Origin of the sequence: Agrobacterium sp. MCAB5 (assembly GCF_052114365.1) — a bacterium.
Classification (GTDB): domain Bacteria; phylum Pseudomonadota; class Alphaproteobacteria; order Rhizobiales; family Rhizobiaceae; genus Agrobacterium; species Agrobacterium tumefaciens.
In genome coordinates, this window is sequence record NZ_JBFREP010000007.1 from 151,851 (window position 1) to 172,472 (window position 20,622).

Sequence of the window (20,622 nt, forward strand, 5' to 3'; positions counted from 1 at the left end):
GGCTACCGGAATACTGTCAAATGCTTCGTAACCGGTCCCTACCGTATAAGAAGCAAAAAAATTTCACTTCCCAACTGAAGAAACACGAAAGCCTCTTAAACTCTTCGTAATTACACGCCAATATCCGATTCGAATGAAAAGGCAAAATCCGCAAATTGACGGTGCTTTTTTACGTTAAAGTGTGATTTTTGGAGGAATCCACATCAAATGGGCTACAGAAATAATCCAAAACGCGAAAAACAGATCGAAAAAGCACGACAGCAGGCAATTGCCGAAAACGCGCCGTTTCTTGATCCGGGTATACTCTATGGAAGAGCAAGCGCCGACGACATAGAATATTATTCCGCCGAAATGTTGGCCGCAAGCGCGGCGCACAGTTTCGAGGCTCTTTCGCGCTGGACTGGAGACGCGCCCCATATCAGCATCGCCCAGGTGGAGGGCGTCACCCCGCGAGATATTCCGGTAACGGTTCTGACGATTATCGGCCGCAATATGCCCTTCCTCTACGATTCCGTCATGGGTGAGGTCACAAGCAGCTATCGCGGCCTCTATCTCGCGGTCCACCCCATTCTGGTGCCGGATGCAACGGCGCAGGCGGGTTATCGCCTTGCGGAGCCTGATGACGATCCCGCCGGGAATATCAGCCTCATCCAGCTGCACATCGCCCCACTGACCCAGCAAGCCGCAACGGCGCTGGAAGAAAGATTGCGTTTCGTGCTGGCGCAGGTTCAGTCCGCCTACAGAGACTGGCGGCCCATGCTGTCGAAACTCGACGAAGCCCTAGACGAATTGTCAAAACGCGGCTCCTCGCGGCGCAAGACCGAGCGCGCGGAAGCCGTCGAGTTTCTCAACTGGCTTCGAAACGACAATTTCACCTTCCTCGGCATGCGCGACTACACCTATTCCGGAACGGGAAAGAACGCGAAAATCGAACGAGGTGACGGCGTCGGCCTCGGCAGTTTGAGCGATCCGGATGTGCGCGTGCTGCGCCTTGGCAAGGACGCCGTGACGACGACGCCTGAAATCCTCGCCTTCCTCGACGGTCCGGATTTCCTCATCGTCACCAAGGCAAATGTGAAGTCCATCGTGCATCGCCGCGCTTATATGGATTATATCGGCATCAAGCGCTTCGACGAGGATGGCAATGTCATCGGTGAATTGCGCATCGTCGGCCTTTTCACCGCCACCGCCTATACGCGTTCGGTAAAGCACATCCCGCTGCTACGTGCCAAAATTGCGGATGTCGAGCGGCATTTCGGTTTTGATCCGAACAGCCACTCCGGCCGCATTCTGCAGAACACGCTGGAAGCCTATCCGCGCGACGATCTCTTCCAGATCGAAACGGATCTTCTGATCCGCTTCATCGAGCAAATCATGGAACTGAGCGACCGGCCACGCGTGCGCGTCCTCGCACGTATCGACCGTTTCGACCGCTTCGTCTCGGCCATCATCTTCGTGCCGCGCGAGGAATACAATTCCTATGTGCGCGAGAAGATCGGCGACTATCTGAGCAAGGTCTATGACGGGCATATTTCCGCCTATTACCCGGCCTTCCCCGAAGGCGCTGTCGCCCGCGTCCATTTCATCGTCGGCCGCACGGAAGGCAAGACGCCGCGTATCGCGCAGGACAAGCTGGAGGATGCCGTCAGCGATATCGCAGCACGCTGGATAGACCATTTCGTTGCCCTTTCCGAACCGGGTGCACCGGTGCTGGAGGTGGATCAGGCCTATCAGGAAGCCTTCACGCCGGAAGAGGCGATTGGCGACATGGCGGATATTCTGGCCACCGTGAAGGGTGAGCAGGTCCGCATCGAATTTTACCAGCAGGAAGGCCAGTCAGCTGAGACGCTGTCGCTGAAGATCTTCCATCGGGATGGCCATCTGCCACTGTCGCGCCGTGTGCCGCTGCTGGAAAACCTCGGTTTCAACGTCATCAGTGAGCGCACCTTCGACATCGGTGTCATCTCGGATGGCGACAAGCGCGATATCGTGCTGCATGATATGGAACTCGCCGTCGGCAAGGGCGTGACGCTGGATCTGCCGCAATACGGACAGAAACTCGAAGAAGCATTCCTTGCTGCCTTCTCGGGCAAGGTCGATAATGACAACTTCAACCGGCTGATCCTCGCCTGCGGCCTTACCGTGCGCGAAGTGTCCGTCCTGCGCGCCTATGCCCGTTATCTGCGCCAGACCGGAATCGTTTATTCCCAGGAGCATATTTCCGAAACGCTCTTTAAATATCCGGCCATTTCACGGAATATTTTCGCGCTGTTCAAGGCTGGCTTCGATCCTTCCATCGACGAGAAGAAGCGGCTGAAGAAACTGGCGGAGATGCACAAGACGATCGAAGCGGCATTGAGCGGTGTTCCCAATCTCGACGAAGACCGCACCTTGCGGCGTTATGTCAACGCCATCGACGCCACGCTTCGTACCAACTACTTCCAGAAAAACACAGATGGTACGCCGCGTGACCTGTTGGCGTTCAAGTTCGATCCCAAACATCTGGACGGCCTGCCCGATCCACGTCCTTTCCGCGAAATCTTCGTCTACGGAACCGAAGTAGAAGGCGTGCATCTGCGCTTTGGCAAAGTGGCGCGCGGCGGTCTGCGCTGGTCGGATCGCGGCCAGGATTACCGCACGGAAGTGCTCGGTCTCGTCAAGGCGCAGCAGGTCAAGAATGCGGTGATCGTTCCCGTTGGCGCCAAGGGCGGCTTTTTCCCGAAGAACCTGCCTGTTGGCGGCTCCCGCGACGAGGTCTTCAATGCAGGCCGTGAAGCCTATAAGACCTATATCCGCACTCTTCTGTCCATCACCGACAATATCGTCGACGACGCCGTCGTACCGCCGGCCGATACGTTGCGGCTTGATGGTGACGATCCCTATTTCGTCGTCGCCGCCGATAAGGGGACAGCGACATTCTCCGATACGGCAAACGGCCTCGCCCACGACGCCGGCTTCTGGCTGGACGATGCCTTTGCATCGGGTGGTTCCGCCGGTTACGACCACAAGAAGATGGGCATCACCGCGCGCGGCGCCTGGGAAACGGTAAAGCGTCATTTCCGCGAAATGGACACCGACATCCAGACCACGCCCTTCACAGTGGCGGGTGTCGGCGACATGTCCGGCGACGTTTTCGGCAACGGCATGTTGCTGTCGGAAAAGATCAGGCTGATCGCAGCCTTCGATCATCGCGACATCTTCATCGATCCGGATCCCGATACCGACAAATCCTTCGCTGAGCGCAAGCGGCTTTTCGAATTGCCACGCTCAAGCTGGCAGGATTACGACCGTTCGACGCTCTCTAAAGGCGCAATGATCATCTCGCGTTCCGAAAAATCGGTAACGCTGACGCCGGAAGCCGTCGCTGCCATCGGCATCGACAAATCCGTTGCTACACCCTTCGAGATCATGACCGCCATTCTGAAGGCGCCAACCGATCTTCTGTGGTTCGGCGGCATCGGCACCTATATCAAGGCGGCGGTGGAAACCAACGCCGAGGTGGGTGACAGGGCGAACGACCCCATCCGCGTCAACGCCACCGAGCTGCGCGCCAAGGTCATCGGCGAAGGCGCCAATCTCGGCATTACCCAGAAGGGCCGTATCGCCTATGCGCTGGCGGGTGGGCGTTGCAATTCCGACGCCATCGACAACTCGGCCGGCGTGAATTCCTCCGACGTCGAGGTCAATATCAAGATCGCCCTCGCCTCCGCGGTCAATAGCGGTCGCCTGACGATGCCGAAGCGCAACCAGCTTCTTGCCTCCATGACGCCGGAAGTGGCGCAGCTGGTGCTGCGCAACAACTACCTGCAATCGCTGGCAATCTCGCTGACGGAGCGGCTTGGGCTTGCAAACCGGGAAGAACTCGGCCGCCTGATGAGCGCGCTGGAGGCAACCGGCCAACTGAACCGCAAGGTCGAAACCTTGCCGAGCAATGCCGAGCTCAGCGAAAGATATGCCACCGGCAAGCCGCTGACCCGGCCGGAAATCGGCGTGCTGCTTTCCTATGCCAAGCTGACGCTGTTCGACGCTCTGGTGGCAAGCCCGCTGCCCGACGAACCCTATCTCCAGCATCTGCTCGCAGACTATTTCCCGGCCAAGATGCAGAAGAACTATGCAGACGATATCAAGGCGCATCGCCTGCACCGCGAAATCGTTGCGACAGCGCTCGCCAATGCCGTGGTAAACCGCGGCGGCCCTGGCTTCGTGCAGAAACTCGCCGATGCGAGCGGCCTCCTGTCGGCCGATGTCGTCAAGGCAGCGGTGATCGTGGAGGATGGTTTCGGCCTCAAACGTCTTTGGAGCGAGGTCGACGCGCTTGACGGAAAGATCGGCGGAGAAGTCCAGAACGGACTTTATGCCACGATCACCCGCATCTACTCCGATGCAAGCAGGCTTTATCTGCAAACCGGGAGCGTGGGCGCTGGAACGAGCGACATGGCAACCGAAATCGAGCGCCTGAAAACTGCCATCAAGACGCTATCGCCGGCAGCGGCGAAATATCGCCGCGAGCTTGGGGTCACGGAAATCGACGGTGTTCCCTCTGGCCTTCTGGAGGAGCTGGATACGCTTTCCCTGCTGGTCTATGTGCCAGAGATCATGCGTATCGCCGAAAATGCGGGCACGACGCTTGCCCGCGCCGCCGAAAGCTACGCCACGGTCTCCTCGACCTTCCGTGTCGCGCGGCTGCTGGATGCCAGCCAGCGCATCACGCCGGCCGATCACTACGAGAGCCTGGCTCTTCTTCGCAGCCAGGACCAGATCGCCTTGTCGAGACGCCGGATCGTCATCTCGGCCCTCACCGAGTATGCGAAGGAAAAGGACCCGGTTCAGGCCTGGTATGCGGCCGACCGCGTGCGCGTCAATCGCATCGTCTCGGAACTCGGTGCACTGAGCGAAAGCGGCGATACCAACCTCGCCCGCCTGACAGTGGCGGCGGGGCTGCTTGGTGATATCGTTCAGACGCGCTGATCGACCATTCGACAAACGCCATCCGGGTGACTGGCCCGGATGGCCATAAATGAAGCGTTTGCGCCGGCATCACGCATTTTATCCCCCATATCCGATAGGACGATGAATGACTGTCCCCTCCCCAAATGCGGAAACAGTGGTTGCCAAACGCGGCATCTGGGGCTGGGTCATGTTCGATTGGGCGGCACAGCCCTTTTTCACGGTCGTTACGACCTTCGTTTTCGGACCCTACTTTGTCGCCCGCCTCACCGATGATCCTATTTCGGCGCAGGCGACATGGAGCAACATGGCGACGGTCTCCTCGATCATCATCGCCCTCTTCTCGCCCATCCTCGGCTCCATTGCCGACCAGTCCGGCGCGCGCAAACCGTGGATCGCCTTTTTTGCCGCCATCAAGATCGTCAGTCTTTTATTCCTCTGGTTTGCAGCACCGGGTTCGCCGATCATCCTGCCCATCGTCTGCATGATATTCGCATCCATCGCGGCGGAGTTTTCGATCGTCTTCAACGATTCCATGATGCCGCGACTGACCAATCCGCAGAATGTCGGACGCATTTCCAATCTCGCCTGGGGGCTCGGTTATCTCGGCGGCATGGTGGTGCTGATTGCCGTGGTGACGCTTCTGGCCGCAAATTCAAAGACAGGGCTGACTATCGCCGGTATCAAGCCGCTTTTCGGTCTCGATCCCGCAACCGGCGAGGACGCCAGAATAACCGGCCCAATAGCCGCAATCTGGTATTTGCTCTTCATTCTGCCGATGTTTCTGCTGACCCCGGATGCGGACAGAGGCCTACCCTTCGGAGCGGCGATCCGCTCTGGCCTTGCGGAGCTCAAGACAACCCTGCGCGAACTTCGAGACAGACCCGTCCTGTTGCGGTTCCTGATTGCACGTATGCTTTATCAGGACGGCGTCAACGGCGTGCTCATCCTGGGTGGGGTATTTGCGGCGGGAATGTTCGGCTGGGCGACGATGGAAATCGGCCTCTTCGGCATCCTGCTCAACGTCGTCGCCATCGTGGGTTGCTTTGCGGCCGGGCGCGTCGATCAGAAACTTGGCTCGCGGATCACCATCCTCATCAGCCTGGTTCTTCTGCTCATCGCGACGGTCGGCATCGTCTCGACAGAAAAGGCCTCGACACTGTTTGGCTGGATCCAATTGCCGACAGCGGATAATGGCGGCATCTTCGCAACCGGCGCGGAAAAGGCCTATCTGCTCTATGGCATATTGATTGGCCTCGCCTTCGGTCCGGTTCAGGCCTCGTCGCGTTCCTATCTGGCGCGCAACATCACCATTGCCGAGGCGGGACGCTATTTCGGCATCTATGCGCTATCGGGCCGCGCCACCAGTTTCATGGCGACGCTGTCCTTTTCAATAGCAACCTACCTTAGTGGCTCCGCACATATCGGCATGGCCACCCTCATCGTTTTTCTGGGGTTGGGGTTTGTTCTGTTGCTACGCGTCCCGGAACGGGCGGCAAACTGAAGAACCGGAGAGAGCATTTGAGGGGTCTCACCCGAAATGCTCAAGCCTCCGTCAGAGCTGGTCGAGCTTTTGCTGCAATGCGCGCAGCTGCGACTTCAGCTCATCGATTTCGGATGCATTCGGCTTGCGCGTTTCCTTGGGCGCCTGCGGCATTGCAAAAGGTGTGAACCCCTGCATTGCCTGCCGGAACAGTTCGGTATTGCGGCGGATCTGCTCTTCCATCATTTGCAATGGAGCCTGGAAATTCCGGGCAAGCGACCCGTCACCGAACGCCTTGGCCATATGCTCCTGCATCTGGCTCTGCTGATCGGAAAAGGTTTTCATCGAATGTTCGAGAAATGTAGGAACGACCATCTGCATCTGGTCACCGTAATAGGAGATCAACTGCCGCAGAAACGCCGTTGGCAAAAGCGTATTGCCGGTTTTGGCTTCCTGTTCAACAATGATCTGCGTCAGAACCGCATGGGTGATGTCTTCGGATGATTTAGCGTCCTGAACCTTGAAGTCCTCGCCGCGTTTAACCATCTGCGCCAGATCATCCAGCGTCACATAGGTGCTGGTTCCGGTGTTGTAGAGCCGCCGGTTGGCATATTTTTTAATGATTGTTTCGCCGTCGTGTTTTGCCATGCCCGCCTCCTCGCGATGATGGTATTTTCTTGTTTTTTGGTGTTATTGCTCTTCCCGCGCGAAGTGTATGCGCAAAACAAGCCCCGTGACAAATGTTTTGTGCATCGCAACAGTTTGTTTTTTGCGCAGCAATTTTCCGCAAGATTCCGGCTTGATTTAGCAACATCTTTTAAAGCAACTTTCGGCATTTGACTTGTATTCAAAGCTTTGCCAGTTTCCGCCCGCAAGTGAGGAGAAACAGATGACGCCTTCAATCGTGATTGCCAGCGCTGCGCGCACTGCCGTCGGTTCTTTCAATGGTGGCTTTGCCAATACGCCCGCCCACGAGCTTGGGGCAACCGTCATCAACGCCGTCCTGGAGCGCGCCGGTGTCGCAGCCCATGAGATCGATGAGGTCATCCTCGGTCAGGTGTTGACGGCAGGCGAAGGGCAGAACCCGGCGCGCCAGGCGGCGATGAAAGCCGGCATTCCGCAGGAAGCAACCGCCTTCGGCATCAATCAGCTATGCGGTTCCGGCCTGCGCGCCGTCGCACTCGGCATGCAGCAGATCGTTACCGGCGATGCGGCCATCATCATTGCCGGCGGTCAGGAATCCATGTCCATGGCGCCGCATTGCGCCCATTTGCGCGGTGGCGTGAAGATGGGCGATTTCAAGATGATTGACACCATGCTGAAAGACGGCCTGACGGATGCCTTTTACGGCTACCACATGGGCATAACCGCCGAGAACATCGCCCGGCAATGGCAGCTTTCCCGTGATGAACAGGACCAGTTCGCTGTCGCATCGCAAAACAAGGCCGAAGCCGCGCAGAGCGCCGGCCGTTTTGCAGATGAGATCGTGGCTTTCACGGTCAAGGGCCGCAAGGCAGATATTATCATCGATGCTGACGAACATATCCGTACCGGCGTCTCGCTGGAAACCATGGCAAAGCTGCGCCCCGCCTTCGATAAGGAGGGCACGGTAACGGCCGGTAACGCCTCCGGCCTCAATGATGGCGCGGCTGCCACACTTTTGATGTCGGAGCAGGAAGCGGCAAAGCGCGGTATCAAACCGCTGGCGCGCATCGCCTCCTGGGCGACGGCGGGTGTCGATCCGCAGATCATGGGAACCGGCCCCATCCCCGCCTCACGCAAGGCGCTGGCCAAGGCAGGCTGGTCGATCGGCGATATCGGCCTCGTTGAGGCCAACGAAGCCTTTGCCGCCCAGTCCTGCGCTGTCGTGCGTGAGCTTGGTCTTGATCCTGATATCGTCAACGTCAATGGCGGTGCGATCGCCATCGGCCATCCGATTGGCGCATCCGGCGCCCGTGTGCTGAACACGCTGATTTTCGAGATGCGCCGTCGCAACGTATCGAAGGGCCTCGCGACGCTCTGCATCGGCGGCGGCATGGGTGTTGCCATGTGCATCGAGGCGCTCTGAAAACCGCCTTGCGGCCTTCCAAAAAGCAATTCCGGTTCAGCGGCCAATAGGGTAGAAGCGGTCTCCCATTGGCCGCATTTCTGTGGCCGTTGAGCACGGCTAAAACAGTTCAGGAAATGGAGGCCATATGAGCCGGGTTGCGTTGATTTCGGGCGGGACAAGCGGCATAGGCGCAGCAATAGCCCGCGCCTTGCAGGCAGCCGGCTACCAGGTGGCCGTCAATTACGCCTTCACGACCGATAGGGCAGAGGCCTTCCAGAAAGAAACCGGCATCCCCGCGTTTCAATGGGACGTGCGAGACTATGATGCCTGCGTAAAAGGCATAGCCCAGGTTGAAGAGGCCTTCGGCCCCGTCGAGGTTCTCGTCAACAATGCCGGCATCACCCGCGATGCGATGTTTCACAAGATGACACCGCAGCAATGGCGCGAGGTGATCGACACCAACCTCACCGGCGTCTTCAACATGACGCATCCCGTCTGGCCGGGTATGCGCGACCGCGGCTTCGGTCGCATCGTCAATATTTCCTCCATCAATGGCCAGAAGGGCCAGGCGGGCCAGGTCAACTATTCAGCCTCAAAGGCTGGCGATATCGGCTTTACCAAGGCGCTCGCCCAGGAAGGCGCAAGCCGCAACATTACCGTCAACGCCATCTGCCCCGGTTACATCGGCACGGAGATGGTGAGGGCTATACCGGAGAAAGTGCTGGCCGAGCGGATTGTGCCGCAAATCCCGGTCGGGCGCCTAGGCGAACCGGAAGAAATCGCGCGCTGCGTCCTTTTTCTCGTGTCGGACGAGGCTGGTTTCATAACCGGCTCCACGATGACCGCAAATGGCGGACAATATTTCGCCTGAGATCGGGACCCCTTCTAACGGGAAGGAAGCAGGTAAACTTTTCGTGATATCCGCCCTGATAATATCGCCACGCACAAAAACTTGATCGAAAAATACCGCAATATAGGAACTGCTAAACTAATGAAAATACGACAGTTTTCGTATAGTTTAGAATGAATCCAGAGTTCACTTTCGGATATCCTCGGAGGTTTTTCTTGACAGTGGGTGTCCTGTTTTGGTTTAAGAACGAAAACAACGTGTTGCGTCATACAGGCAGTCGATCATGCTGGTTTGCAGCTGCAATTACATCACCGACCACGATATCCGGGACGTCATTAACGAGCTCCTCGATGAGGACTGTTGGCAGCTTATCGTTCCGGCAAAAGTGTATCATGCCATGGAAAAACGTGGCCGCTGCTGCGGGTGTTTCCCGACTGTCGTCGACCTGATCATACAGACAACCGAAGAATATCACGCCCGTCGCCACTCGACGGAAGCAGATGTTTTTGATTTTATGTCCCGCTTGAAGCGATTCCATGAAGAGAACAGGAGAGCGGACATTGAAAGGCGACACAAGAGTCATCGAGCGGCTTAACGAAGCCCTTTTTCTAGAACTCGGTGCGGTAAACCAGTATTGGCTTCACTACCGACTTCTGAATGACTGGGGCTACACCAAGCTTGCAAAGAAGGAGCGTGCGGAATCCATCGAAGAGATGCAGCACGCCGACAAGATCATCGATCGTATCATTTTCCTGGAAGGTCATCCCAACCTCCAGACCCTGGCTCCCCTGCGCATCGGTCAGAACGTCAAGGAAGTGCTCGAAGCCGATCTGGCGGGCGAATATGACGCACGGACGTCCTACAAGAAATCGCGCGACATCTGTTCCGAGGCCGGAGACTATGTCTCGATGAAGCTGTTCGAAGCACTGCTGATCGACGAGGAAGGTCACATCGACTTCCTTGAGACCCAGCTCGAACTGCTCGGCAAGATCGGTGCGGAAAAATACGGCCAACTCAACGCCGATTCCGCCAACGAAGCAGAATAAGCTTTCGCAATCGACCAAAGAAAAGGCGGCCAGTGGCCGCCTTTTTTATTACTTGCCGGCAAGGTGCCGGAATTCCGCAACCACTTTCTCGTAGACCGCGCGCTTGAAGGGCACGATGAGCTCCGGCAGGCTTTCCATCGGCTTCCAGTCCCAGGCGTCGAATTCAGCCGTATGCCCTGTTGGAGGTGGGTCAATCTGGATTTCGCTTTCGTCGCCATCGAAACGGAAGGCAAACCAGCGTTGCGCCTGCCCGCGATACTTGCCTCTCAGGCCGATGCCGATCAGTTCGGGCGGCAGATCATAATGGATCCAGTCGCTCGCTTCCGCCAGCAACGTCACCGTTTTCATCCCCGTCTCTTCGTAAAGTTCGCGAATGGCGGCCGTCAAAGGCCGTTCACCGTCATCGATGCCGCCCTGCGGCATCTGCCACAATTGCGATGAACCGTCATATTCCGAATTGCCTTCCCTGATGCGCCGGCCGGCCCAGACAAGGCCTTCGGCGTTCAGAACCATAATCCCCGCACAGGGACGGTAAGGCAAATCTTCTGCTTTGATTGTCATTGGAAACCCGCACTGTCTGCGCGCCGAAAAGGCGCTAAGGAATGGCCGCGCAGAAGGTTTACTGCCCCGCCTGCTGCGAAACAAGCGCAGAAACACCAACGATCTCGATACCGCGGCCGCCCGCCTCCCGCGACCACTTCGAGATTGCAGCGATGCTTTCGTCAAAAGCCGAGGCAACGCCAATCGCCTGACCGTTACGTCGCGCGATCCGCTCCAATTCGTCCAGCTTGCGCAGGATAGTGGCTTCGGTGACCTCACCGTCAAGCAGAACATCGGCAAAGCCCTGCGGCGCGGAAATGGCTTTGGCAATCCCGCCGCTCAGCGACTGCGCCGAAGAGGCATCGTCCAGAAAAAGCAGCCCGCGCTTGCCGATATCGCGCATGACCGGCTCCAGCGCCGCCTGCTCGGAAAGGAAACGCCCGCCGAGATAATTCATGATGCCAGTATAATTGGTAATTTTCGCCATGGAGCGATGCAGCCGGTCGATATTGACCTTCGCGGGATCGCCCGCCAGCAGCGTGTCCGGGCCGGGATTGGTGCCGGGATACCCGAAGGGCTCCAGCGGTATCTGGAGAAGGATTTCATGCCCCTCACGGCGTGCTTCCTGCATCCAGCGCTGCAGGCTGTTGCCGCTTGCAGCAAAACCGAGCGTCACCTCCGGCGGCAGTTCCCGGATCGCCTTTTGCGAACCCGTCTGGCTGAGGCCGAGACCACCGACCACGATCGCCACCCGGGTGCCGCGTGCGCCGGACCATGGCCGGGCATATTGCTCCATCGGCCGCAAACCATCGGCACCGACGACGGGCAATCTGCCGAATGCGGTTTCTTCCAGCAATGCATCATTCGGCCGCGTGGCCATGCGCGGATCCTGACCGTAGGTCTGGCCGCTCATCAGCACCGGTCCGTCGCTGTCACGGGGGCGAGGAGAATAGACCGATACCACATTGCCATCCGGCATCGTCGCCCGATTTATATTGGCGCCGGAGCGGCCGCTTTCCGGCTTCAGACCAGCCGTGTCGTTGGGATCCGCCACATCGGCTGCTGCTGTTTTCGGAGCATCTTCGGGGAGCTGGGGCTGGGTGTCCGGCCCGGAAGCCGTCTTCTGCAGATTGCCGGGCGACAGGGCCGTATAGACGGAAAGCCCGCCGATCGTCAGAACTGCAAGCGCGGACAGAACCATAATGACGGAAAAGCGCCGGTTGATACCGGCGCTTTTTTTCTGTCGACCCAGAAGCGGTTTTCGCAGGTCAGAAGGCAATGAACGATCCGTCCAAACGGTTAGGCAATCGAGAAAATGCGCCGGCTGGCCGGCGCATCCATCTTACTGCTTGTTGACCACAGCCTTGTCCGGGTTCGGCGGGAACGACGGATCGGTCTTGGCACCGCGCAACAGATCCAGCGCATAATTCAGCTGGATATCGTCCTTGGCTTCCGGCGGAACGTAAGCGGAAGAACCCGAACCTTCGTCCGTTTCGCTCTGGCCCTTTATATGGCCGGTCAGGCTGGATTCACCTTCGGTCGTAACACGGCCCTGCAATTCCGGCGGCAGCGGCTGTTCGACCTTGATATCAGGCGTAATGCCCGTGCCTTGGATCGATTTGCCAGACGGTGTGTAATAAAGCGCCGTGGTCAGACGCAGCGCGCCGGCCTCGCCGAGCGGGATGATCGTCTGGACCGAGCCCTTACCGAAGGAGCGCGTGCCGACCACAGTCGCGCGACGCAGATCCTGCAGCGCACCGGCGACGATTTCAGACGCCGAAGCAGAGCCACCGTTGATGAGCACGATAACCGGCTTGCCATCGGTCAGATCGCCAGCCGTTGCATTGAAGCGACGGGTCTCGTCCGGGTTACGGCCACGGGTCGAAACGACTTCGCCACGCTGGAGGAAGGCGTCGGAAACATTGATCGCCTGATCGAGCAGACCACCGGGGTTGAGACGCAGATCGAGCACGTAGCCCTTCAGCTTGTCAGCCGGCACATCCGTCTTGATCTTCTTGATCGCCTTTTCGAGATCGTCATAGGTCTTCTCGGTAAATGAGATGACGCGGAGATAACCGACATCGCCCTCGACACGGGACTTGACCGCACGTACGGCAATGACATCACGCATGACGGTGAATTCGAGCGGTTTGTCGGCGCCCTGGCGGATGATCGTCAGCTTGATCGGCGTCTTGACCGCGCCGCGCATCTTCTCGACCGCCTGCTCCAGCTTCAGACCGCGAACCGGCATACCGTCGATTTCCGAAATATAGTCGCCAGCAAGAATGCCTGCGCGCGAAGCCGGCGTGTCGTCCATCGGCGAGATGACTTTGACCAGTTCATTTTCCATGGTCACTTCAATGCCGAGACCGCCGAACTCACCCTTGGTCTGGGTGCGCATGTCGTTGGCGTCCTTGGCATTCATGAAGCTCGAATGCGGATCAAGCGAGCTGAGCATGCCGTTGATGGCATTTTCGACCAGCTTCTCGTCATCCGGCGGCGTCACATATTGCGCACGCACCCTTTCGAACACGTCGCCAAAGATTGACAGTTCCTTATAGGTCGAAGGCCCGGCCGCCTGTGCCGGCATGCTCGCCGAATAAATCACACTCATCGCCGTGGCGCCCATAAGCCCACCGATAAGGAGAAGCGAAACCTTACGAATCATTGTGCGCCCTTCCGGTATTTTTTGCGGTCCACCAAGGTTGGGAATCAACCGGCACACCATCTTTCCTGAACTCAATGTAGAGCGTTGGCCGGTCGGTTTCCAGCGCCAATGCTGCTGCACTCGCTACTCTTTTTGCACCCATGGAGGCGATTGGCTCTCCGGAGAACACAAACATTCCCTGTCGTGTCCTCACATTGTCCATTCCCGTCATGACCACATGGTATCCGTCACCCGTATTGAGGATGATCATTCGGCCGTAACTGCGAAAATCTCCGGCAAATACAACAAAGCCGTCTGCGGGTGCCGTCACGATGGCCTCAGGTCCGGTCGCGACGACAATTCCCTTGGAAAAGTGGCCCGTACCATCCGCATCGCCGAACCGGCGCAACACATCTCCAGCCACCGGCAGGTCCAGCTTTGCCTTCAAACTCGCGAAGGGATATGCGGGCGCAATACGGTTTTTATCGGGCATTCCCGCCTCGGCTGCGGCACGCTCCTTCTCACGTTCCGCTTCGGAAAGACGGGCCACGCGCTGCTCTTCCGCACGCGCCCTTTCCATGGCTTCCCGCACCGAACTGATCTCACTTTCAAGCGAACCGACCAGACCCTCCAGGCTGGTCGCCTTGCTTGCAAGCTCCTCGGATCGCTTGCGTTCCGCCTCCAGCGCCGCGGCCGTCTGCGAATTTCTGCGGTCGTTTTCAGCAAGCAGCAGGTCGAGGCGTTTTTCCTCTTCCAGACTTGCCGTCATCATACCCGTAAGATCGTCCTTTTCGCGAGCGATTGCCTGCCTGACGTCGGTCAATTCTTTGAGAGCAGAAACCAGCTTGTCGGTCTCACCGCGAATGCCGGGCACGACGGCGCCGAGAAGAATGGCGCTGCGCACCGAGGCCAGCGCATCATCAGGCGAAACGAGAAGGGCGGGGGGAGGGTTTCTGCCCATACGCTGCAGCGCCGCCAGAACCTCCGCCAGCACGCCACGCCTCTCGCGCAGGGATGCCTTGACGCCATCTTCGCGGACCGAAAGCTTGGCCAGACGATCCTCGCCATCGCTGATCTTGGTTTCCAGTGCCTTGCGGCGCGCAGCAGACGCTATCAGCTCGTCGCGGATACGGGCGCTATCCTGATTAAGGGAAGCAATGCTTTCCTCGAGATTTCGGGTCTTGTCTTCCGAAAGTCCGATGCTGTCGACCAGCTCTTCCAAATCCTGGCGGTTCTGATCACGGCGCTTTTCCAGCGTCTGAAGCGCCTCCGGCGACGAATCACCCTCACCAGCAGGCGCAGCACCCGCATCATCGCGCGAAAAGGCGCGTTCAACGGGGGAAATCCCCAGGACAAGGACAGCGAAAACCGCGCCCGCAAGGGCAGCGTGGCGTTTTCGTTGAGACCTCTTGTCCATTTGAACTTTCTTTGATGCCGAAGCAGGAGCGCCGATATTAGGGATTTTGCCCCAATCTTCCAAGAGGCCAGAAACAGGCTGGCTTCAAAGCCTTCACGCCTTTCCGTCTCGCGAAGCTTCATGTTGAAATTGAGACAATTTTCCACATGAAGATCACGCTCAAACGCGATGATAGGGATGACCGGAGAGGATGGTGACGGCGCGGTAAAGCTGTTCGGCGATCAGAATACGAACGATCTGGTGCGGCCATGTGAGCTTGCCGAGATTAAGAACGGCCGCCGCTCTGTCGTAAAGTGCAGGATCTAGCCCGTCGGCGCCACCAATCGCGATCACGAGGTCGCGCTTGCCGCTATCACGCAGATCGCCAAAAAATGAGGCAAAGGCCGGACTATCCAGCGCCTTGCCGCGCTCGTCCAGCAGCACGAGCACGGTACCATCAGCCAGATGTTTTTCCAGCATCGCCGCTTCTTCGCGCTTGCGCGTCTCCGCGTTCGATGCCCGGCTTTCCGCGACCTCAATCACGCGCGAAAACTCCAGCCCGATCGCCGGGCCGGTCTTGGCAAGGCGTTCGATATAACGGGTCGCAAGATCCTTTTCCGGGCCGGATTTCAGCCGTCCCACCGCAAAAATCGAAATCCGCATCGCAAACCTGCATCCATCGTGACCCAACAGGGTCACGCTCTTAACAGCATAGCCTACGGATTCCTATGCGGCCGGCTTGCTTTCCGACCACACACATCGACCCGAAATCAAAAATGATATTCGGGAGGCCCGATGTGCGACGTCAAAGGCTCACCGCATCAATGCAGCGTGTCTTCCGGCATTTCCGGCGTCGCCCACATTTTTTCAATGTTGTAGAAGACACGGATTTCCGGACGGAACACATGAACGATGATATCGCCGGTATCGATCAGCACCCAATCTCCGGTCTCGAGACCTTCGACGCGGGCGCTTCCAAACCCTTCATCCTTCATATCCTTGAGAAGATGCTCGCAGATCGCCGAGACATGCCTGTTCGATCGCCCGGAGACCACCACCATGTAGTCCGCAAGCGCCGATTTTCCGGCAATGTCGAGAGATACGATATCTTCAGCCTTGGAGTCCTCGAGGCTCGCGAGGACGGTTTCGAGGGCGTGGTCGGCGGCATCGGCGCCACTGTCCTGACCCTTCGGGATAGCAACAAATGCTCTTCCCTTGGCGTGTACTGTTGTCAGAGGTTTTCCCTTTCCAAGAATGACAAAACAGGCACTGGCGACGCGAATCTGTGCGTCACCAGATTAAGGTGGCACCAAAGCATTAACTTTTCAAGATATGGAGCCTTCAACGGCTGTCGCATACATCATTTGTGATTATTGCGGAGCGCCGTCGAACTGAGCGTCGAACGCGGACCATGGATAAAGACCCAGGCAGGCGCCTTTTTTTTCCACAAAACACCCGCATCATCCTCATCGATCCGCGCCTGGCTATAGGCCTGCGCCATAGTGGAGGAGAGGTAGGAGAGGGTGGAACCCGGCCGGTCGATCACCGCAATCGGAAAGGTCTCGGCAATCCTTCGCCATTGTTGCCAGCGATGGAAGCTTTTCAGATTGTCGGCTCCCATGATCCAGATGAAGCGAACATGCGGATTTTTTGCTTTCACCTTGGCAAGCGTATTGGCCGTGTAGCTGATCCCCAGCGATTTTTCAAAAGCCGTCACCTTGATGCGGGGATCGCTGACCAGCCTTTCGCAGGCAGCGATACGATCCTCCAGAGACGCCAGTTCCGAGCGGCTTTTCAGCGGATTGCCTGGCGTCACCATCCACCAGAGCTGGTCTAGACCCAGCCTGCGAAGCGCTATTTCGGCAACAAGGGCATGGCCGGCATGCGGCGGATTGAAGGAGCCGCCGAACAGCCCGACGACCATGCCGCGCTCCGCATGCGGCATGGTGAGATAACGTCTGTCGAGGCGTGTTTCGACCAGCAACTATCAGGTCCGCGTCTGACCGGTGCCATGCACGCGGTATTTGAACGACGTGAGCTGCTCGACACCAACAGGGCCGCGTGCATGCATCTTGCCCGTAGCGATGCCGATTTCCGCACCCATTCCGAATTCACCGCCATCGGCAAATTGCGTGGAAGCGTTATGCAGCAGAATGGCCGAATCGAGTTCGTTGAAGAAACGCTCGACCACCGCTGGGTCCTCGGCGATCACCGCCTCCGTGTGGTTGGACGAATAGGTGCTGATGTGGTCGATCGCGCCGGAAATACCGTCCACGACAGCAACCGAAATGATCGCATCGAGATATTCGGTGCGCCAGTCATCTTCCGTTGCGGCTTTCAAGCCCTCGACAACATTACGCACGGCCTGCGAACCGCGCACTTCACAACCGGCCTCGATCAGGCCCTTGACGAGCGGTTCAAGATGTGTGGCAACAACAGCGGCATCCACCAGCAGCGTTTCCGCCGCGCCGCAAATGCCGGTGCGGCGCATCTTGGCATTCACGACGATGCGTTTCGCCATCTCGAGATCGGCCGATCCGTCGACATAGATATGGCAAATACCTTCCAGATGCGCAAAGACCGGAACCCGTGCCTCAGACTGCACCCGCGCAACCAGGCTTTTGCCGCCGCGCGGCACAATCACGTCAACCGCGCCATTCAATCCACCAAGAAGCGCGCCCACGGCAGCGCGGTCGGTGACCGGCACCAGCTGAATGGCATGCTCGGGAAGGCCGGCAATCTTCAGGCCCTCGACGAGACAGGCATGGATAGCACGCGATGAATGTTGCGAATCCGAGCCGCCGCGCAGGATGACCGCATTGCCCGCCTTGAGGCAGAGCGCGCCGGCATCTGCCGTCACATTCGGGCGGCTTTCGTAAATCACGCCGATGACGCCAAGCGGCGTGCGCACGCGCTCGATCTTCAGACCGTTCGGGCGATCCCAGGCGGCAATAACTTCGCCAACCGGATCAGGCAGCGCGGCAACCGAGCGGATGCCTTCGGCGATGCCGGCGATCCGCGCATCGTCAAGCGTAAGCCTGTCGATGAAGGAAGCGGCAAGGCCGCTATTATCCGCCGCCGCCAGATCTTTCCTGTTGGCGGCAAGGATCGTTTCCCTCGACGCCTCGATGGCGGACGCCATGGCGAGAAGCGCACGGTTTTTCTGATCCGTACCTGCGATGGACAACGGTCGCGAAGCAGATTTTGCCTGTGCACCGATGGTCATCATCAGTGCATCAATATCATGGCTCTGCTTCACGGCCTGTTCAGGCATGGACCTCATCCTTTTCAGTATTTTTAACTTTCACGGCGGCACCCGTCATTACCAGATCGTCGCGATGGATCATCGCCGCACGCCCCACATAGCCAAGTATCGCCTCGATCTCGTTGGACTTGTGACCGATGATAAGACGCGCCTCTTCCGCATCGTAGCCTGCAAGGCCGCGCGCGACCTCTCGGCCTTCAACGCCGATAATGGCAATCGCATCGCCGCGTCCAAAATTGCCCTTCACCACCCGCACGCCCGCGGGAAGCAGGCTTTTACCGGCATAGAGCGCTTTTTCCGCACCCGCATCCACATGAATCTCACCTGCCGGCTGCAACTGACCGGCAATCCAGGTCTTTCGCGCCGTCACCGGTGTGCCTGATGGCGCAAACCACGAGGAGCGGGCGCCGTTTTCGATGGCCTTCAACGGATTGAGCGTCTTGCCGGAAGCGATGATCATGCCGCAACCGGCAGCGGTCGCGATCTTGCCGGCATCGATCTTGGTACGCATGCCGCCGCGTGAAAGCTCGGAAGCCGCACCGCCTGCCATGGCCTCAATCTCGGGCGTAATATCTGCAATCGTCTCAAGGAACTTCGCATCCGGATCAAGATGCGGCGGAGCCGTGTAAAGCCCGTCAATATCAGACAACAATACCAGAAGATCGGCACCGGTCATGGTGGCCACGCGGGCGGCCAGACGGTCATTGTCGCCGTAGCGGATTTCGGTGGTTGCCACCGTGTCGTTTTCATTGATGATCGGAATGGCACCGATCTTCAGCAGCTGGTTGATGGTGGCGCGCGCATTGAGGTAACGGCGGCGCTCCTCGGTGTCGGACAGCGTCAGCAGAATCTGGCCAGCGACGATCTCATGCCGCGACAGGCTTTCCGACCACGCCCGCGCCAGAGCGATCTGACCAACGGCCGCCGCTGCCTGGCTTTCCTCCAGCTTCAATGCGCCGGAGGGCAGACCGAGCACCGTGCGGCCGAGCGCGATGGCGCCAGAAGACACCACCTGAACATCTGCGCCGTTTTTCTTCAGCGCAGCGATGTCCTCGCAAATGGCGTCAAGCCAATCTTTCTTGAGCCCGCTTTTCCGGTCCACCAGAAGTGCCGAACCGATCTTGATGACGATCCGGTGGTGGCTACCCAGCGGTTTGCGGGTGAGGCTCATAGGCGATCGTCCTCTTCCTCGGCCTCGCTATCCACAGGCATTGAGCGGTCGGGAAGGGCGGTCTCGCCGCCATTGCTTGCCGAGACGATGATATCGCGAAGGGCGCGCAGCGCCTCCGTCATACCAATGTGGGCAGCGGCAGACAGAAGGAGCGGAGGACGGCCGCAGGCCTTCTCCAGTTCCTTTGCCTTCTTTTTCAGTTCTTTTTCGTCCAGCACGTCGATCTGCGAAAGCGCCACGATTTCCGGCTTGTCGGTCAAGCCGCCGCCATAGGCATCCAGCTCGGCTTTAACAGTCTTATAGGCCTGCCCGACCTTTTCTTCCTGCGCGGAGACGAGATGCAGAAGCACACGGGTGCGCTCAACGTGGCCGAGGAAACGGTCGCCGATGCCCACACCCTCATGCGCACCTTCGATCAGGCCGGGAATATCGGCCAGCACGAATTCACGGCCGTCAATGGTCGCGACGCCGAGGTTCGGATGCAGCGTGGTGAAGGGGTAATTGGCGATCTTCGGCCGCGCGCGCGTCACGGTCGCGAGGAATGTCGACTTACCTGCATTTGGCAGACCAACGAGACCGGCGTCAGCGATCAGCTTCAGGCGAAGCCAGAGCGTCTTTTCTTCGCCCGCAAGGCCCGGATTGGCATGGGTCGGCGCCTGATTGGTCGAAGACTTGAAATAGGCGTTGCCGAAACCGCCGTTACCGCCAGCGGCAAGACGAAAACGCTGGCCTTCCTTTGTCAGGTCGACGATCAGCGTCTCGTTGTCTTCCTCGAAAATCTGCGTGCCGACAGGCACTTTCAGAACCACGTCGGAACCCTTGGCGCCGGTGCGGGTCTTACCCATGCCGTGCTGTCCGATCGAGGCCTTGAAATGCTGCTGGAAGCGGAAGTCGATCAGCGTGTTGAGACCGTTGACCACCTCGATCCAGACGTCGCCGCCGCGTCCGCCATCGCCGCCATCAGGGCCGCCGAACTCGATGAATTTTTCGCGTCGGAAGGAAACGGCGCCCGCGCCGCCATCACCGGACTTGATATAGATTTTTGCTTCATCGAGAAATTTCATCGGACTGCCGTTCTGTCGGTTTGCGGGCACATCAGCTCAAGGCGTTGTGCCAAACAAAAATATCGTCGTTTCGAATACAAGCGCTTCTCCACAAGGTCAAAGACTATCGTGCGGGAGGCGCCTGCGTGAGACAAGGCCGGTTTGCGGCAACCGGCCTTGTTTT

At 58.4% G+C, this 20,622-nt stretch carries 16 protein-coding genes and 1 pseudogene; 6 read left to right on the forward strand and 11 right to left on the reverse strand.

Features of this window, described 5'->3' with window-relative positions:
- Nucleotides 1-207: 207 nt before the first annotated feature.
- Together AB4Z23_RS17050 and AB4Z23_RS17055 are read left to right on the forward strand one after the other, a co-directional pair.
- On the forward strand, nucleotides 208-4,968 hold the full coding sequence (locus AB4Z23_RS17050) for an NAD-glutamate dehydrogenase (RefSeq protein WP_441360356.1): 4,761 nt from the start codon (nucleotides 208-210) through the stop codon (nucleotides 4,966-4,968).
- 106 nt (nucleotides 4,969-5,074) lie between these two features.
- Entirely contained in the window at nucleotides 5,075-6,451 is a 1,377-nt protein-coding gene (locus AB4Z23_RS17055) for an MFS transporter (protein ID WP_121556842.1), read from the forward strand.
- Between the two features lie 51 nt (nucleotides 6,452-6,502).
- Here AB4Z23_RS17055 and phaR read toward each other — a convergent pair whose 3' ends face one another.
- Nucleotides 6,503-7,078, reverse strand: coding sequence for a polyhydroxyalkanoate synthesis repressor PhaR (gene phaR, locus AB4Z23_RS17060; RefSeq protein ID WP_003516476.1), 576 nt, complete (start codon nucleotides 7,076-7,078; stop codon nucleotides 6,503-6,505).
- A gap of 241 nt (nucleotides 7,079-7,319) precedes the next feature.
- Here phaR and AB4Z23_RS17065 point away from each other — a divergent pair, with 241 nt between their 5' ends.
- The 4 genes from AB4Z23_RS17065 (at nucleotide 7,320) to bfr (ending at nucleotide 10,376) form a co-directional block, all read left to right on the forward strand.
- The gene (locus tag AB4Z23_RS17065; protein ID WP_421476945.1) at nucleotides 7,320-8,498 is read left to right on the forward strand and encodes an acetyl-CoA C-acetyltransferase; all 1,179 of its coding nucleotides are present in this window, start codon (nucleotides 7,320-7,322) and stop codon (nucleotides 8,496-8,498) included.
- Nucleotides 8,499-8,625: 127 nt separating this feature from the next.
- Nucleotides 8,626-9,351 (forward strand): acetoacetyl-CoA reductase, encoded by a 726-nt coding sequence (gene phbB, locus AB4Z23_RS17070; RefSeq protein WP_013636970.1) that lies wholly within the window; start codon nucleotides 8,626-8,628, stop codon nucleotides 9,349-9,351.
- 262 nt (nucleotides 9,352-9,613) lie between these two features.
- A complete protein-coding gene (locus tag AB4Z23_RS17075; RefSeq protein ID WP_013636971.1) occupies nucleotides 9,614-9,925 on the forward strand; it encodes a (2Fe-2S)-binding protein in 312 nt (103 codons plus the stop codon).
- The gene (gene bfr / locus AB4Z23_RS17080; RefSeq protein ID WP_003516472.1) at nucleotides 9,891-10,376 is read left to right on the forward strand and encodes a bacterioferritin; all 486 of its coding nucleotides are present in this window, start codon (nucleotides 9,891-9,893) and stop codon (nucleotides 10,374-10,376) included. The genes AB4Z23_RS17075 and bfr overlap by 35 nt, the downstream gene beginning before the upstream one ends.
- 48 nt (nucleotides 10,377-10,424) lie before the next feature.
- Here bfr and AB4Z23_RS17085 read toward each other — a convergent pair whose 3' ends face one another.
- The 10 genes and pseudogenes from AB4Z23_RS17085 to obgE form a co-directional block, all read right to left on the reverse strand.
- Nucleotides 10,425-10,937 (reverse strand): RNA pyrophosphohydrolase, encoded by a 513-nt coding sequence (locus tag AB4Z23_RS17085; RefSeq protein ID WP_441360357.1) that lies wholly within the window; start codon nucleotides 10,935-10,937, stop codon nucleotides 10,425-10,427.
- Between the two features lie 58 nt (nucleotides 10,938-10,995).
- Nucleotides 10,996-12,195: a divergent polysaccharide deacetylase family protein gene (locus tag AB4Z23_RS17090; RefSeq protein ID WP_025594653.1), complete on the reverse strand. Its 1,200-nt coding sequence runs from the start codon at nucleotides 12,193-12,195 to the stop codon at nucleotides 10,996-10,998.
- A 63-nt stretch (nucleotides 12,196-12,258) separates the two neighbouring features.
- Nucleotides 12,259-13,584 carry a S41 family peptidase gene (locus AB4Z23_RS17095; protein WP_441360358.1) on the reverse strand — a complete coding sequence of 442 codons (1,326 nt, stop codon included), beginning with the start codon at nucleotides 13,582-13,584 and terminating at the stop codon, nucleotides 12,259-12,261.
- Nucleotides 13,574-14,980, reverse strand: coding sequence for a murein hydrolase activator EnvC family protein (locus tag AB4Z23_RS17100; RefSeq protein WP_065660031.1), 1,407 nt, complete (start codon nucleotides 14,978-14,980; stop codon nucleotides 13,574-13,576). The genes AB4Z23_RS17095 and AB4Z23_RS17100 overlap by 11 nt, the downstream gene beginning before the upstream one ends.
- 159 nt (nucleotides 14,981-15,139) lie before the next feature.
- A complete protein-coding gene (gene rlmH, locus AB4Z23_RS17105; protein ID WP_003516464.1) occupies nucleotides 15,140-15,622 on the reverse strand; it encodes a 23S rRNA (pseudouridine(1915)-N(3))-methyltransferase RlmH in 483 nt (160 codons plus the stop codon).
- 158 nt (nucleotides 15,623-15,780) lie between these two features.
- Nucleotides 15,781-16,225, reverse strand: a pseudogene (rsfS, locus tag AB4Z23_RS17110) (ribosome silencing factor).
- Between the two features lie 94 nt (nucleotides 16,226-16,319).
- Nucleotides 16,320-16,904, reverse strand: a complete 585-nt coding sequence (locus tag AB4Z23_RS17115) for a nicotinate-nucleotide adenylyltransferase (RefSeq protein ID WP_075807713.1) — start codon at nucleotides 16,902-16,904, stop codon at nucleotides 16,320-16,322.
- A gap of 42 nt (nucleotides 16,905-16,946) precedes the next feature.
- Nucleotides 16,947-18,233, reverse strand: coding sequence for a glutamate-5-semialdehyde dehydrogenase (locus AB4Z23_RS17120; RefSeq protein WP_421476943.1), 1,287 nt, complete (start codon nucleotides 18,231-18,233; stop codon nucleotides 16,947-16,949).
- Entirely contained in the window at nucleotides 18,226-19,395 is a 1,170-nt protein-coding gene (gene proB / locus AB4Z23_RS17125) for a glutamate 5-kinase (protein WP_003516458.1), read from the reverse strand. Before proB ends, AB4Z23_RS17120 begins: the two co-directional genes overlap by 8 nt.
- Nucleotides 19,392-20,459 (reverse strand): GTPase ObgE, encoded by a 1,068-nt coding sequence (gene obgE / locus AB4Z23_RS17130; protein ID WP_003516456.1) that lies wholly within the window; start codon nucleotides 20,457-20,459, stop codon nucleotides 19,392-19,394. The genes proB and obgE overlap by 4 nt, the downstream gene beginning before the upstream one ends.
- Nucleotides 20,460-20,622 lie beyond the last annotated feature (163 nt).

What these genes read in the sequence shown, in the direction of transcription:
- AB4Z23_RS17050 (WP_441360356.1), top strand. Translation starts at nt 208, where the DNA reads ATGGGCTACAGAAATAATCCAAAACGCGAAAAACAGATCGAAAAAGCA.
- AB4Z23_RS17055 (WP_121556842.1), top strand. Translation starts at nt 5,075, where the DNA reads ATGACTGTCCCCTCCCCAAATGCGGAAACAGTGGTTGCCAAACGCGGC.
- phaR (WP_003516476.1), bottom strand. Translation starts at nt 7,078, where the DNA reads ATGGCAAAACACGACGGCGAAACAATCATTAAAAAATATGCCAACCGG.
- AB4Z23_RS17065 (WP_421476945.1), top strand. Translation starts at nt 7,320, where the DNA reads ATGACGCCTTCAATCGTGATTGCCAGCGCTGCGCGCACTGCCGTCGGT.
- phbB (WP_013636970.1), top strand. Translation starts at nt 8,626, where the DNA reads ATGAGCCGGGTTGCGTTGATTTCGGGCGGGACAAGCGGCATAGGCGCA.
- AB4Z23_RS17075 (WP_013636971.1), top strand. Translation starts at nt 9,614, where the DNA reads ATGCTGGTTTGCAGCTGCAATTACATCACCGACCACGATATCCGGGAC.
- AB4Z23_RS17085 (WP_441360357.1), bottom strand. Translation starts at nt 10,937, where the DNA reads ATGACAATCAAAGCAGAAGATTTGCCTTACCGTCCCTGTGCGGGGATT.
- AB4Z23_RS17095 (WP_441360358.1), bottom strand. Translation starts at nt 13,584, where the DNA reads ATGATTCGTAAGGTTTCGCTTCTCCTTATCGGTGGGCTTATGGGCGCC.
- AB4Z23_RS17100 (WP_065660031.1), bottom strand. Translation starts at nt 14,980, where the DNA reads ATGGACAAGAGGTCTCAACGAAAACGCCACGCTGCCCTTGCGGGCGCG.
- rlmH (WP_003516464.1), bottom strand. Translation starts at nt 15,622, where the DNA reads ATGCGGATTTCGATTTTTGCGGTGGGACGGCTGAAATCCGGCCCGGAA.
- AB4Z23_RS17115 (WP_075807713.1), bottom strand. Translation starts at nt 16,904, where the DNA reads ATGCCGCATGCGGAGCGCGGCATGGTCGTCGGGCTGTTCGGCGGCTCC.
- AB4Z23_RS17120 (WP_421476943.1), bottom strand. Translation starts at nt 18,233, where the DNA reads ATGCCTGAACAGGCCGTGAAGCAGAGCCATGATATTGATGCACTGATG.
- proB (WP_003516458.1), bottom strand. Translation starts at nt 19,395, where the DNA reads ATGAGCCTCACCCGCAAACCGCTGGGTAGCCACCACCGGATCGTCATC.
- obgE (WP_003516456.1), bottom strand. Translation starts at nt 20,459, where the DNA reads ATGAAATTTCTCGATGAAGCAAAAATCTATATCAAGTCCGGTGATGGC.